Annotated in this window: 12 protein-coding genes; 11 read left to right on the top strand and 1 reads right to left on the bottom strand. The window is 70.8% G+C overall.

Annotated elements, in window-relative coordinates; genetic code table 11:
- The first annotated feature begins 63 nt into the window (after positions 1–63).
- A complete protein-coding gene (locus ABZ911_RS38880) occupies positions 64–1,644 on the top strand; it encodes a hypothetical protein (RefSeq protein WP_358068195.1) in 1,581 nt (526 codons plus the stop codon).
- Positions 1,645–1,664: 20 nt separating this feature from the next.
- Positions 1,665–3,551, top strand: a complete 1,887-nt coding sequence (locus ABZ911_RS38885) for a hypothetical protein (RefSeq protein WP_358068198.1) — start codon at positions 1,665–1,667, stop codon at positions 3,549–3,551.
- Here the strand turns inward: ABZ911_RS38885 and ABZ911_RS38890 are convergent.
- Positions 3,521–4,207 (bottom strand): TetR/AcrR family transcriptional regulator, encoded by a 687-nt coding sequence (locus ABZ911_RS38890; protein ID WP_358068200.1) that lies wholly within the window; start codon positions 4,205–4,207, stop codon positions 3,521–3,523. The two genes, ABZ911_RS38885 and ABZ911_RS38890, sit on opposite strands and share 31 nt — an antisense overlap.
- Before the next feature lie 66 nt (positions 4,208–4,273).
- Here ABZ911_RS38890 and ABZ911_RS38895 point away from each other — a divergent pair, with 66 nt between their 5' ends.
- From ABZ911_RS38895 to ABZ911_RS38935, 9 genes are all read left to right on the top strand, one after another.
- Positions 4,274–5,131 carry an alpha/beta hydrolase gene (locus tag ABZ911_RS38895; protein ID WP_358068203.1) on the top strand — a complete coding sequence of 286 codons (858 nt, stop codon included), beginning with the start codon at positions 4,274–4,276 and terminating at the stop codon, positions 5,129–5,131.
- A gap of 10 nt (positions 5,132–5,141) precedes the next feature.
- Positions 5,142–6,395, top strand: coding sequence for an ABC transporter substrate-binding protein (locus ABZ911_RS38900; RefSeq protein ID WP_358068206.1), 1,254 nt, complete (start codon positions 5,142–5,144; stop codon positions 6,393–6,395).
- Complete coding sequence (locus tag ABZ911_RS38905; protein WP_358068209.1) at positions 6,392–7,273, top strand: sugar ABC transporter permease; 882 nt, start codon at positions 6,392–6,394, stop codon at positions 7,271–7,273. The genes ABZ911_RS38900 and ABZ911_RS38905 overlap by 4 nt, the downstream gene beginning before the upstream one ends.
- The gene (locus tag ABZ911_RS38910) at positions 7,270–8,079 is read left to right on the top strand and encodes a carbohydrate ABC transporter permease (protein WP_358068212.1); all 810 of its coding nucleotides are present in this window, start codon (positions 7,270–7,272) and stop codon (positions 8,077–8,079) included. Before ABZ911_RS38905 ends, ABZ911_RS38910 begins: the two co-directional genes overlap by 4 nt.
- Positions 8,076–9,386 (top strand): M28 family peptidase, encoded by a 1,311-nt coding sequence (locus tag ABZ911_RS38915; protein WP_358068215.1) that lies wholly within the window; start codon positions 8,076–8,078, stop codon positions 9,384–9,386. Before ABZ911_RS38910 ends, ABZ911_RS38915 begins: the two co-directional genes overlap by 4 nt.
- Positions 9,383–10,741, top strand: coding sequence for a carboxylesterase family protein (locus ABZ911_RS38920; RefSeq protein WP_358068218.1), 1,359 nt, complete (start codon positions 9,383–9,385; stop codon positions 10,739–10,741). The genes ABZ911_RS38915 and ABZ911_RS38920 overlap by 4 nt, the downstream gene beginning before the upstream one ends.
- Before the next feature lies 1 nt (position 10,742).
- Positions 10,743–12,335, top strand: a complete 1,593-nt coding sequence (locus ABZ911_RS38925) for an AMP-binding protein (protein WP_358068221.1) — start codon at positions 10,743–10,745, stop codon at positions 12,333–12,335.
- 393 nt (positions 12,336–12,728) lie between these two features.
- Positions 12,729–13,166 carry a hypothetical protein gene (locus ABZ911_RS38930; protein ID WP_358068224.1) on the top strand — a complete coding sequence of 146 codons (438 nt, stop codon included), beginning with the start codon at positions 12,729–12,731 and terminating at the stop codon, positions 13,164–13,166.
- A gap of 79 nt (positions 13,167–13,245) precedes the next feature.
- Positions 13,246–13,382: isochorismatase family protein (locus ABZ911_RS38935; protein WP_358068230.1), on the top strand; the 137-nt coding region annotated here is incomplete at its 3' end.

Genomic DNA, 13,382 nt, shown 5'->3' on the forward strand with positions numbered 1-13,382 from the left:
ACCGCGCGTCGGGGGACTGTCGCGGACCACGCATTAAAACGATTCAATGGAAGGACCCCCCACGTGAGACGACTCGCTCTCCTCGCCCTTCTCCTCCCGCTGGTCGCGCCCGCGCAACCGGCCTCCGCCCAGGCGGCCGCTCTGGCCTGCCCGGTCAGGGTCGACCCCGCCGCGTTCGCCTCCGAGGCCCGCCTGAACACCCTGGCCGAGCAGCAGGAGGCGTTCGGCCCCAGGCCGACCGGCTCCACCGCGCACGCCGACTACGTCGACTGGCTGGAGGACGAGATGGCGGCCATCCCCGGCCTCCAGTTCTCCTCCCTGCCCTACGCCATCGACCGCTGGGACAGCCTCGGCACCGGCCTGACCGTCGGCGGTACGGCCGTGCAGGTCGCGGCCCCCGTGCCGTTCTCCTCCTCCACCGGCGCGGGCGGCGTCTCGGCGCCGCTCGTCCACCTGGCCGCAGGGACGAACATCACCGCGGCCAACGCCGCCGGGAAGATCGTCGTCAGGGACCTGCCCTGGACCAACGTGCCCAACCTGCTGTTCTATCCGCTCGGCCTCGGCTACTCCATGTACGACCCGGCCCACACGATCAACCTGCTCGGCTCGGAGTCGATGGAGGCCCCGGCCGCGGCCGACGCCGACCTCAAGGCGGCCGCCGCCGCGGGCGCGGTGGGCGTGATCGAGGTCAGCCAGCTCCCGCATGCCCAGATCCAGGGCATGTACGCGCCCTACGAGGGCCTGCCGTATGGCGTGCCGGGCGCGTACGTCGGCGCCGACCAGGGCAAGCAGATCAAGGACGCGCTGGCCGCCGGGCAGCCGGTCCAGGCCGCGCTGACCGTGAACGCCGCCTGGACGCCGACGACGACCCGCACCCTGCTCGCGACGCTTCCCGGCGGGAGCGCCCAGAAGATCGTCGTGGAGAGCCACACCGACGGCATGAGCCCGGTGTGGGACAACGGCCCGCTCACCATGATCGAGATGGCCCGCTACCTGTCGTCGCTACCGGTGGAGTGCCGTCCGCGCACCGTGCAGTTCGCGTTCGTGACCGGCCACCTCTACCAGCACCTGACCGGCCCTGACGTCCGCGAGGGCGGCGCGGGTCAGCTCGCCGCCCAGCTCGACGCCGAGTACGACCAGGGCGGGGTCTCCTCCGTCGTCGTGCTCGAGCACCTCGGCGCCAAGCGCTACGACGCGGTCGCCAGGCCGAACGGCCTGCCAGGCAAGCAGCTCGTCGCCAACCCCACCCTCACCGAACTGCTGATGGTCCCCGTCAGCGAGAGCACGCCGCTGCGCGAACTGGTCAAGGGCCACATCCAGTACTGGGACGTGAAGCGCACCGCGATCCTCAAGGGCCTGTCGGCGGCCGACCTCGCCACGGTGCCGCACCACTGCAGTTTCGGTGGCGAGGGCACGCCGTACAATCAGCACCTGCTGCCCGTCATCTCGCCCATCGCCGCGCCCAAGACGCTGTTCTCGCCGCAGTTCGGCACCGAGGCGATCGACCTGCCGGTGATGCGCAAGGCGTCGCTCGCCTTCACCGACGTCGTGCTCGACCTCGGCCCGATGGCCCAGTCGGACGTCGCGGGCGACGTGACCGCCATGCGCCAGCAGCGCGCCTCCGGCACGCCGGGGTGTGCGTGAGCATAGACAGGAGGACGCTCGTGCGTCGGCACACCATCGCCGGCGCCGGGTGTCCGCTCACCGTCGGCAACGGGGAGTTCGCCTTCACCGCCGACGCCACCGGGCTGCAGACCTTCGCCCCGCTGGGCACGCAGGCGCAGTGGGGCTGGCACACGATGCCCAACCCCAAGGGCCACGTGCTGGAGGACGCGCTCACCGACTACGACGGCGTCGGCTATCCGGACCTGTATCCGGCCACCGAGGCGGGCGGCTGGCTGCACGTGAACCCGCACCGCCTGCATCTCGGCCGGATCGGCCTCGACGTCGACGAGGCCGCCCCGCTCGGCCGGTCGGCGCAGACCCTCGACCTGTGGACCGGCACGCTGTCCAGCTCCTTCGAGCTGGGCGGCCTGCCGTACGAGGTGGAGACGGTCTGTCACCCCGAGCGGGACCTGCTGGCCATCCGCGTCGTGGGTGGCGCGGGGATCAGGATCGCCTTCCCCTACGCCAGCGACGGCTGGCACACCACCGCCGACTGGGACAAACCCGGCAGGCACACCACCACGCACGCGCTCACGCGCACGCCGTACGGCTCGCGCTGCGACTTCACCCGCGTCCTGGACGCGGACCGATACCACGTGGCCGCCGAGTGGGCGGGGTCGGCGCGGCTCACGTCGCCCGGCGGTCACGTGTACCTGATCCAGGGCGACGAGCTGGAGCTCGTCGTCGAGTTCGCACGCCACCCCGTCGGCGCCGCCCTCCCGTCCTTCTCCCAGGTCCGTACGGCTGCCGCCGCCCACTGGGAGAGGTTCTGGACGAGCGGGGGAGCGGTGAGCTTCGACGGCAGCACCGACCCGCGAGCGCCCGAGCTCGAACGCCGGGTCGTGCTCTCGCAGTACCTCACCGCGGTCAACTGCGCGGGCTCCACCCCGCCGCAGGAGACCGGGCTGGCCGTCAACTCCTGGAGCGGCAAGTTCCACCTGGAGATGCACTGGTGGCACGCCGCCCACTTCGCCCTGTGGGGCAGGCCCGAGCTGCTGGAGCGGAGCCTGCCGTGGTACCGCTCGATCCTGCCGCGGGCCAAGGCCACGGCCGGACGGCAGGGTTTCCGCGGCGCCCGCTGGCCCAAGCAGGTGGGGCCGGAGGGCAGGGAGAGCCCGAGTGAGATCGGCGCCTTCATCGTCTGGCAGCAGCCGCACCTGATCTACTTCGCCGAGCTGCTCCGCCGGGTCCGCCCGGGGGCGCTGGAGGACTACCGGGACCTGGTGTTCGAGACGGCCGAGTTCATGGCCTCCTTCGCGGGCGGCGGGCATCTGGGGCCGCCGCTGGTCCCGGCGCAGGAGTCCTACTACGAGTCCAGGCGGTCGGTGCGCGATCCCGCGTTCGAGCTGGCCTACTGGTGGTGGGGGCTGGAGACGGCCCAGCGGTGGCGGGGCCTGCTCGGCCTCGACCCCGACCCGGAGTGGGCGCGGGTCCTGGACGGCCTGGCCCGGCCGCTGGTGCGCGACGGCGTCTACGCGGCCATCGGCGTGGAGCCGTACACGATCAGGACCGACCACCCCTCGATGACCGGCGCGCTCGGGTTCGTGCCGCCCACCCCGCTGATCGACCCCGAGACCATGCGGGCCACCCTGCACGACGTGCTCGCCGACTGGGACCTGGAGAGCACCTGGGGCTGGGACTATCCGATGCTCGCCATGTGCGCGGCCAGGCTCGGCGAGCCTGACACCGCCGTGGACGCGCTGCTGATGGACGCCCCGAAGAACACCTACCTGGCCAGCGGCCACAACCACCAGTGGCCGGGCCTGCTGCCCCTCTACCTGCCGGGCAACGGCGGCCTGCTGGCCGCCGTCGCCCACATGGCGGCGGAGGGGTGCTTCCCCGAAGGCTGGCTGGTTCAGGCGGAAGGGGTGGTCGCGATGCCGTGATCGGGGCCGGCGAGCAGGGCGACCGTGTAGTGGTAGAGGTCGCCGGCCGACGACGTCAGAGTGGCGACGCGGCCCTCACGCACCTCCGAGGCGATGAACTCGGTGATCCCGTAGACGATCAGGCGGGGCACCGCGGCACGCAGCGGCGGCAGCGAGGGATCCGCCAGCCTGGCCCGCGCGGCCAGCGCCCCGAGCATGTCGAGGAAGGGCCGGTAGGCGGCGTCACGCTGCTCGACGGCCCGCTCGCCCGCCCTCGGCAACTCCACGAAGTACGCCTGCGCGTACTCCGGGCGCTCCTGCCACCACCGCAGGTAGGCGGCCATCCCCAGCCAGAGCGCCTCGCTCCAGCGGTCGCCCGCCCCCGACGCGGCCGTGTAGATCGAGTCGATCATCTCGGGCAGGTCGCGCTCGCATCCGGCGAGGAAGCACGCCTCCTTGTCGGCGAACTGGGCGTAGAAGGCGTTGCGCGAGACCCGCGCGGCGGCGATCACGTCCGGCACGCTCGTGGCGGCGTATCCACGCCTCGCGACGAGTCTCAGCATGGCCTCCACGAGGCGGTCTCGCTGGGAGTTGCGCACCGTGTCGGGGGAGAGTCCGTGCCGCCCTCTGGGGAGTGGCTGGGCCGCCGGAACTTCCTTCTGTTCATGTCTTGACATCGCTCACCGATCGTACTTCCCTCTCTTTGGAGACGTTCACGTCTCCAAACAACTTACGAGGTGACCATGGAGAACTTCACCCGTCGGCAGGCGTTACGGGCAGGGGCACTCGGCCTCATGTCGGCCGGATTCCTGTCGTGGACCACCGAGGCCAACGCCGCCTCCACCATCGAGACGATCTACAAGGCAGCGGGTCCGTGGCCGGTCGCCACCGGCACCTCGGGCGGCCACCGGCTCTACTACCCGCAGACCCTGGGCTCGGGTGGCGTCACCCACCCGATCGTCACCTGGGGCAACGGCTCGTGGGCCACCCCCGACAACTATCCGGGACTGCTCAACCACCTCGCCTCGTGGGGCTTCGCGGTGGTCGCCTCCACCGACACGACCACGGGCACCGGCGCCGAGATCCTCGCCGCCGCCCAGCACCTCATCGGCCTCAACACCGACCCCGCCAGCGTCTTCCACGGCAAGCTGAACACCGCCCAGGTCGCCGCCGTCGGCCACTCCCAGGGCGCGGGCGGATCCATCAACGCGGCCAACGACTCCGCCGGGCTGATCAAGACCGTCGTGCCGATCGCCGTGCCCGCGCAGTGGATGGCCAGCCCAGGAGACGAGTTCTCCGTCGCCGACCTGACCTGCCCGGTGCTCTTCCTCAGCGGCGCGAACGACTGGCTGATCTCCTCGGCCGCGACCGTGCAGGGCTACTACGACCAGGCCACCGCCGGAGCGGGCAGGGCGCTGCTCAAGGGCGCGGGGCACAACGACATCCAGAACACCGGCGGCGCCTTCCTCGGCTACCTGACCGCCTGGCTGAGGTACCGCCTCCAGGCCGACACCCAGGCCCGCGGGGCGTTCGCCGGCAGCACCGCCGAGCTCCCCACCAACACCGCCTGGCAGAACCAGGCCCTCAAGAACCTCACCTAGGAGAACCACCATGGCGGATCTGACGCGGCGTGGGCTACTCGCCGCCGGCGCGCTCACCCTGCTCGCCGGATGCGGCAAGGACCAGCCTCGGCAGCAGGCCGCGGACGGCGGGCCGCACGGCGAGGTCACCGTCTGGCTGCACGGCTCGCAGGACACCGGCCAGCAGCTCCAGGAGCTCGTGCACCGCTACATGGCCGAGTTCAAGGTCGAGGTGAAGCTGCTCTACCTGCCCGTAGGCCAGCTCGACGCCAAACTGCTGACCGCCTTCAGCGGCGGCGCCCCGCCCGACGTCTTCAAGATCGGCCACTGGAGCTTCCCCGCGCACGCCAAGAAGAAGCGGCTCGCGCCCGTCGACACCAAGGCGCTCTCGCTACAGAACTACGAGCCGGGCACGACCACCCCGCTCACCTACCAGGACGTGCCCTACGGCGTGCCCATCGACTTCAACCCCTGCATGCTCTACTACCGCAAGGACCGGTTCGAGGAGGCCGGACTCGACCCCGACAAGCCCCCGGCGACCTGGGAGGAGGTCGCCGAGTACAGCGCCAAGCTCACCTCCAAGGATCGCAGGCGGGTTGGCCTGCAGTGGCTCTACGGCGACCCGCAGTGGGCCCTCATGACGCTGACCGCCCTCGTCCGGGGCAAGGGCGGCGAGCTCGTCACAGCGGGCGGCGCGAAGGCGTCGCTGGCCACCGAGCAGGGCCTCAACGCCCTGACATACATGTCGGGGATCGGCAACCCCAAGCTCTCCAACCCGCTGGGCGCGCTCGGCCTGTTCTACTCCGGCGAGGCCGCCATGGTCGTCAGCGGCGCCTTCCTCGGCCCCGCGCTGGAGAAGCTGGGCAAGGACAAGCTCACCTTCGGCAAGCAGTACGGCGTCGCGCCCATGCCCACCTGGGCCGGCGGCCCGCCCGTTGTTCCCGCCTACACCTGGGGCTGGGGCGTGGCCAAGGACTCGCCCAACCAGTTCACCGCCTGGCACCTCGTCAACTACCTGCAGGGCGCCCCGTCGGTGACCGCCAACCTCGACAACGGCATCATCATCCCGACCAAGGGCTGGCGCGACGCCGGGCCGCGCGGCAAGTCCGAGATCATGAAGATCGTCGCCGACAGCCTCCCGCATGTCGACTTCGGCCCGATCATCCCCGGCACCCTCGAACTGGCGAAGGCCGCGGCCGGCGCCGTCGACTCCGTCGCCCACGGCAAGTCGACCCCCGCCCAGGCCGCGGCGACCTTCGACTCCACCGTGCGACTGGTCCAGTGAGCGTGCTCGGCAGGGTCAGAGCCCGGCCCCAGGCCACGGCGGGCGTGGCGCTGACCCTCCCGGTGGCCGTCTTCTTCGTCGTGTTCTGGCTCGTCCCGTTCCTGGCCGCCATCTATCTCAGCTTCACCGACTACGAGATGGCAGGGACGCCCAACTGGATCGGCCTCGCCAACTACGAGCGCATGTTCGCCGACCCCGGCTTCCTCAACTCGGCGTGGATCACCGTCGTCTACACGGTCTGCACGGTCGTCCCGACGATCGTGCTGGCCCTGCTGGTGGCCGTGCCGCTGAGCAAGCCGGGACGGCTCAACCGCTGGCTCAGAGCGCTCGTCATGATTCCGGCCGTGATGCCGCTCGCCGCCACGTCCATGGTCTGGGTGATCATCTACTCCGACCGCGGCCTGGCCAACACCCTCCTCGGCCTGGTCGGGATCGATCCGCAGTCCTGGCTGACCAGCTCCGACCTGGCCATCTGGGCCCTGGTCGTGATGGTCGTCTGGAAGAGCCTGGGGCTGTTCGTGATCATCCTGACCGCCGGGCTGCAGGCGCTGCCCGGCGAGGTGTACGAGGCCGCCGCCATCGACGGCTCAGGGGCGGTGACCACGTTCACCCGGATCACGCTCCCGCTGCTGCGCAGGACCCTGCTGTTCGTCCTGGTCATCTCGGTGGCCGGATCGATGCAGGCGTTCGTGCCCGCCTTCCTGCTCACCGGCGGCGGGCCCGCCGACGCCACCCAGGTGCTGCCGTACTACATCTGGGCCAACGCCTTCCCCTACGAGCACATGGGCTACGCCGCCGCGATGGGCATGGTGCTGCTCGCCGCCATGGTGATCGTCTCGGCGCTGCAGTTCGGGTTCCTGAAGGGAGGCGACGAATGAGAGCGGGAGCGATCCTGCGCAGCGTCTGGCTGATCGTCGCGGTCGGGTTCATGCTGCTGCCGGTCTACGCCATGCTCGTCGTCGCCTCGGCGCCCGACGACACCGACCTTCGCGGGCTGGTCTTCAACGGCTTCCATCTGCCCGAGAACATCAGGCTGCTGTTCGGCGAGGGCAACCTGCCCACCTACCTGCGCAACAGCCTCATCCTGTGCGTCGGCACCGGCGTCCTGGACGTGATCTTCTCGGCCGCCGCCGGATACGCGATGGCCCAGCTGTCCTTCCCCGGCCGCCGCGTCCTGTTCGCGCTGGTGATCGGCACGCTCGCGCTCACCCCGATGGTCCTGGTCATCCCCGTCTTCCTCATCGTGAAGGAGCTCGGCTGGGTCAACACCTTCCAGGGCATGATGGTGCCCGGCATGATCAGCGCGTTCGGCGTCTTCCTGGTGCGGCAGTTCGCCCTCGGCATCCCGAAGGAGCTGCTGCTGGCCGCGCGGGTCGACGGCGCGGGGGAGTTCCGCATCTTCGCGCGCATCGCCGTGCCGCTGCTCAAGCCCGCGCTCATCACCCTGTTCCTCGTGCACTTCCTGGCGCAGTGGGACAACCTGCTGTGGCCGCTGATCGTGGCCAACGAGCAGGAGCTGTGGCCGCTGCCGGTGGGGCTGGCCAACTTCCAGAGCGAGGTCGGCTTCAACTATCACCTGACCACCACCGCGGCACTGGTCACCGCCGTGCCACCGTTCATCCTGATGGTGGCGCTGCAGCGCTACTACGTGGCGGGGCTCACCTTCGGAGGACTGAAACGATGATCCCGGACACCGCGCGGATGATGGAGTGGATCGAGACGGTCACCTCGCAGGGCATCAGGCGTCCCGGCTACCCGGCCGACGACTGGACCGCCGCGTGGGCCGCCGAGCGCTTCACCGAGTTCGGGCTCCACGACGTACGGCTGGCGCCGGTCGAGCTGCCCGTCTGGCGGCCGGTGACGGCGGCCCTGGTGGTGCGCCTGGACGCCGACCCGTCGAGAGTCGTGCGGGTGGCGGCGTCCGCCCTGCCGTACACCACGCCGAAGGCGATCGTGAGCGCGCCGGTCAGCCGCGAGGTCGTGCCGGGCGCGATCGTCGTGCCCGAATACACCTTCACGGAGCTGCCGCAGTCCTACCTGAGGGACCTGGCGACGGCCGTGCACGACCCCGAGGGCGTCTTCGACGAGTTGGTCCAGACGCTGCCGTTCCAGCTCGACTACCTCGACGTCATCCAGGGCGCCATGGACGGCGGCGCCGCCGCCTTCGCGGGGGCGCTGACCGGGGTGCCGTGGGAGACACGCGACTACTACGTGCCCTACGACGCCGTGCACCGCGACCTCCCGGCCGTCTGGCTGTCGCGCGGCGACTCGCGGCGGGTGCTCGACCTGGTCGACGAGGGCCCCTGCACGGGCATGCTCACCGTCGAGTCGGAGACGGGCCCGGCCGTCTCGCACAACGTGATCGGCACGCTCCCCGGTCGCTCCGACCAGTGGGTGATCATCGGCTCGCACCACGACGCGCCCTGGGCCTCGGCCGTCGAGGACGCCTCGGGGATCGCGCTGGTGCTGGCCGCCGCCCAGTACTGGGCGGGCGTGCCCGAGCGGGACCGGCCGCACAACCTGATCTTCCTGCTGACCGCGGGTCACATGGCGCACGCCGCGGGCACCCGGGCCTTCATCGAGGAGAACCGCGGCCTGCTGGGCGACGTCGTACTCCAGCTCCACCTGGAGCACGCCGCCCGGCGGTGCGTGGTCGTGGACGACGAGCTGGTGCCCACCGGCGACCCCGAACCCGGCTGGTGGTTCACCACCAGGAAGCCGGAGCTGGAGAGCCTGGTGGCGGCGGCCCTCGTCGCGGAGGACCTGAGACGCTCGTTCGTGCTGCCGCCGGACGTGTTCTCCCCGATGCCGCCCACCGACGGGGCCTTCTTCCACCCCGAAGGGGTGCCGCTCGTGCACTTCCTGTCGGCTCCCATGTACCTGTTCGACTCGGCCGACACCCTCGACAAGGTGCACGAGGCCAGCCTTGAGCCGCTCACCCGGGCGGCGATCAGAATCGTCGAAGGGACGGCCGGATGGCGCCGCGCATGATCGTGCGAACCACTGCCGGGCTGGTCGAGGGCAGGGCCGAGGAGGGCGTGCTCGCCTTCCTCGGCGTGCCGTACGCCGCCCCGCCCTTCGGCGAGCTCCGCTTCGGCGCACCCGTCCCGCCACCCGCGTGGGACGGCGTACGGCCCGCCGTCACGCGGGGCCCTGCCGCCCCGCAGGCGGCCGGTGAGGACATCGGCCTGTACGCGCCCGACGTCTTCGAGGTCGGCGAGGACTGCCTCAACCTCGACGTGCGTACCCCTGAGACCGGCCGGGCCGGGCTGCCCGTCCTGGTCTGGATCCACGGCGGCGCGTTCTCCATCGGCGGCAACGGGGCGGCCTGGCACCAGGGCCCCCGCTTCGCCCGCGACGGCGTGGTCTGCGTGGCCGTCAACTACCGGCTCGGCTTCGAGGGCTTCCTGGCCCTGGAGGACGCCCCGCTCAACCGGGGCGTCCTCGACTGGCTGGCCGCGCTGGAATGGGTACGCGACAACATCGCGGCCTTCGGCGGCGACCCCGGCAACGTGACGATCGCCGGGCAGTCGGCGGGCGCCGCCGCCGTCGCCACCCTGCTGACGATGCCCCGCGCCGAAGGGCTGTTCCGGCGCGCGATCGTGATGAGCGGCTCGGCCAACCTGGTCGCCACCGAGCAGGAGGCGCGCGACTACGCCAAGACGCTCGCCACCCGGCTGGGGATCGACCCGACCAGGTCCTCCTTCGCCGGGCTGTCCCCCGAGGCGCTCGTCGCCGAACAGCCGCCGCCGCTGACCGGCGACTCCGGCGGGCTGAACGAGTCGGTGCCGGTCAAGCCGGTCGTCGACGGCGACCTGATCCCGGCCGTCCCGTTGGCCGCCCTGCGCGCGGGCGCGAGCGGGCACCTTCCACTGCTGGTCGGCTGCACCTCCCAGGAGGCCGACGTGTTCGTCCGCCGCCTGGCCGCCGACCTCGACGAGGCCGCCGCGCAGGCCGTGCTCGACCACCTCGGCGTCCAGGTCGACGAACCCGGCCTCACACCCGCCGAGCGCATCGGACGCGCCTTCACCCAGCACCTGTTCACCCGCGAGACGCGCTGGATCCGCGAGGCCAGGCCCGCCTACGCGTACGAGTTCCGGTGGGAGTCGCCCGTCGAGAGCCCGGTCGGCGGCGGACGCGTGGGCGCGGTGCACAACCTCGACCTGCCCTTCGTCTTCGACGTGCTCGACGCGCCCGGCGTCGAACGCACCGCAGGGCCAGGCGCGCCGCAGGCCGTGGCCGACGCGATGCACGCCGCCTGGGTGCGTTTCGCCCGCACCGGCGATCCCGGCTGGCCACTCGGGCACACCATGGTCTTCAATGAACTCACCGACCGGAGGTTGTGACATGCAGTCCTACTCGAGCGCGGTGGCGCCGACCCCGCTGCTGGGCGAGACCATCGGCGACAACTTCGAGCGGACCGTGCGGCGCTTCGGCGACCGCGAGGCACTCGTCGACGTGCCCTCCGGTCGTCGCTGGACCTACGCCGAGCTCGACGCCGACGTGAACCGGCTGGCCCTCGCGCTCCTCGCCTCCGGCATCGCCAAGGGCGACCGGATCGGCATCTGGGCGCCCAACTGCCCCGAATGGATGATCGTCCAGTACGCCACCGCGAAGATCGGCGCGATCCTGGTCAACGTCAACCCCGCCTACCGCGGCCACGAGCTCGACTACGTCGTCAGGCAGTCGGGCCTGCGCCTGCTCATCAGCGCGCTCACGCACAAGGGCAGCGACTACCGCGCGATGGTCGAGGAGATCGGCTTCGCCGACGTCGTCTACCTCGGCGACCCCGGCTGGGACCGGCTGCTGGCGCTGACCGCCCCCGAGGAGCGGCTGCGCGAGCGCATGGCGTCGCTGAGCACCGACGACGCGATCAACATCCAGTACACCTCGGGCACGACCGGCTTCCCCAAGGGCGCGACGCTGTCGCACCACAACATCCTCAACAACGGCTTCTTCGTCGGCGAACTGCTCCACTACGACGAGAACGACCGGGTCTGCCTGCCGGTGCCCTTCTACCACTGCTTCGGCATGGTCCTGGGCAACCTGGCCGTCACCTCGCACGGCGCCTGCGTGGTCATCCCCGCCCCGGGCTTCGACCCCGAGGCGACGCTGCGGGCCGTACAGCGGGAACGATGCACCTCCCTGTACGGCGTGCCGACCATGTTCATCGCCGAGCTCGCCCTCGCAGGGCAGTACGACCTGTCCACCCTGCGCACCGGCATCATGGCGGGCTCGCCCTGCCCTGTCGAGGTGATGAAGCGCGTCGTCACCGAGATGAACATGGCCGAGGTCGCCATCTGCTACGGCATGACCGAGACCTCGCCCGTCTCCACCATGACCAGGTCCGACGACGGCCTGGAGCGCCGCACCGAGACCGTCGGACAGGTGATGCCGCACGTCGAAGTCAAGATCACGCACCCGGAGACCGGGCTGACCGTGCCGCGCGGCGAGCCCGGCGAGCTGTGCACGCGCGGCTACTCGGTGATGCTCGGCTACTGGGACGAGCCGGAGCGCACGGCCGAGGCCATCGACGCCGCCCGCTGGATGCACACCGGCGACCTGGCCACCATGGACGCCGACGGTTACGTCAACGTGGTCGGCCGGATCAAGGACATGGTCATCAGGGGCGGCGAGAACATCTACCCGCGCGAGGTCGAGGAGTTCCTCTACCGTCACCCCGACATCGCCGACGTGCAGGTGATCGGCGTGCCCGACGAGAAGTACGGCGAGGAGCTCATGGCCTGGGTCGTCATCCGCCAGGGCGGCACACCCCTGACCGCCGAGGCCGTCAGGGAGTTCTGCGCCGGCAAGCTCGCCCACTACAAGATCCCGCGCTACGTCCACGTCGTCGACGGGTTCCCGATGACGGTCACCGGCAAGATCCGCAAGGTCGAGATGCGCGAGGAGGGCGTGCGCCTGCTCGGGCTCGACCAGTGAGCTGGCTGTGAGGCCTGCGGTCACCACTCGTGTTGCTTTTCGTCACTGAGTGGTGACTTCGGGTGTGGCAGGTGTGTGCCGGCGGGATGGGTGACAGCAGGCTGCCTCCGTTGGTGCTGACCGAGGATGAACGTGTGGTCTTGGTGGGGTGGGCGTCGCCGCCGATAGTTGATGTTCGGCGGTTCACCCCACGAACGCCGACGAAGTGCCGTCCATCAGGGCCAGTGCCGAACTCGGCGAGGTGGCGACGGAGCAGCTTGGTCAGTGCGGGCGCGGGACCGTCCCGGGTACGGCGAGGAGAATCCGAAGCCAGGCCGAGTCCCGGCAAGGAGTGGGCAGCGCTCGCACTGTTGCCACTCCCAGCAGATCCTCGTTCACCGTCAGAAGAGGGCGATGCGGGGGACGGCCCGCCGGATTCGGCGGGCCGTCCGGTGGCTCCTCGAACTGCTCCTCGACACCCAGTACGCCTTCATCGGCCCGTACTGGAAGTCGTTGTCGGAGGACCAGGCGAAACTGCTGGCGGGCAAGCCGGAGTCGGCGGTCACCGCCCCGTCGGAGCTGGTCGCGGAGAAGCCGGTCGAGGACCCGGCCACGCCCATCTTCTGCCAGGACTGGAGAGTGCCGGCCCGCAACGTCGACGAGGTGCGGGCGTACCGCCGAAAACTCGCTCAGGTGGCGCCGGACATGAAGCTGCCCGCGCAGGCCTGGGCCGGACAACTTTCCCTTCGCCGCCGGCGTGCTTCCCGTCATGGAAAAGGTTCTCCCCGCGGCCAGAGCCTCCGGAATCCCGGTGATCTTCATACGTTTCGGGCTCCGGGCCTCAGGCCTTGATGTGGGAGCGGGAAACCAGTTGATCAGCGGCCTGCACGGGGCGGGGACGCTGTTCCACGAAGAATCCCCCTAGACGCTCGTGCACCCGCGCATCGAGCCGTTGCCGGGCGAGGCCGTCGTCCTCAAGCGCCGCGCCAGCGCGTTCGCGGCGACCGACCTCGATCGGCTCCTGCGCGCCCAGCGCATCGACTCGATCGTGTTGACCGGTGTCGCGAC

This window comes from Nonomuraea sp. NPDC046570 (assembly GCF_040645915.1).
Lineage (GTDB): Bacteria > Actinomycetota > Actinomycetes > Streptosporangiales > Streptosporangiaceae > Nonomuraea.

Bases quoted from the DNA above. Each gene is read 5' to 3' on its own strand.
- ABZ911_RS38900 (WP_358068206.1), top strand. From the start codon at position 5,142: ATGGCGGATCTGACGCGGCGTGGGCTACTCGCCGCCGGCGCGCTCACC.
- ABZ911_RS38910 (WP_358068212.1), top strand. From the start codon at position 7,270: ATGAGAGCGGGAGCGATCCTGCGCAGCGTCTGGCTGATCGTCGCGGTC.
- ABZ911_RS38925 (WP_358068221.1), top strand. From the start codon at position 10,743: ATGCAGTCCTACTCGAGCGCGGTGGCGCCGACCCCGCTGCTGGGCGAG.
- ABZ911_RS38915 (WP_358068215.1), top strand. From the start codon at position 8,076: ATGATCCCGGACACCGCGCGGATGATGGAGTGGATCGAGACGGTCACC.
- ABZ911_RS38920 (WP_358068218.1), top strand. From the start codon at position 9,383: ATGATCGTGCGAACCACTGCCGGGCTGGTCGAGGGCAGGGCCGAGGAG.
- ABZ911_RS38890 (WP_358068200.1), bottom strand. From the start codon at position 4,207: ATGTCAAGACATGAACAGAAGGAAGTTCCGGCGGCCCAGCCACTCCCC.
- ABZ911_RS38930 (WP_358068224.1), top strand. From the start codon at position 12,729: ATGCGGGGGACGGCCCGCCGGATTCGGCGGGCCGTCCGGTGGCTCCTC.
- ABZ911_RS38895 (WP_358068203.1), top strand. From the start codon at position 4,274: ATGGAGAACTTCACCCGTCGGCAGGCGTTACGGGCAGGGGCACTCGGC.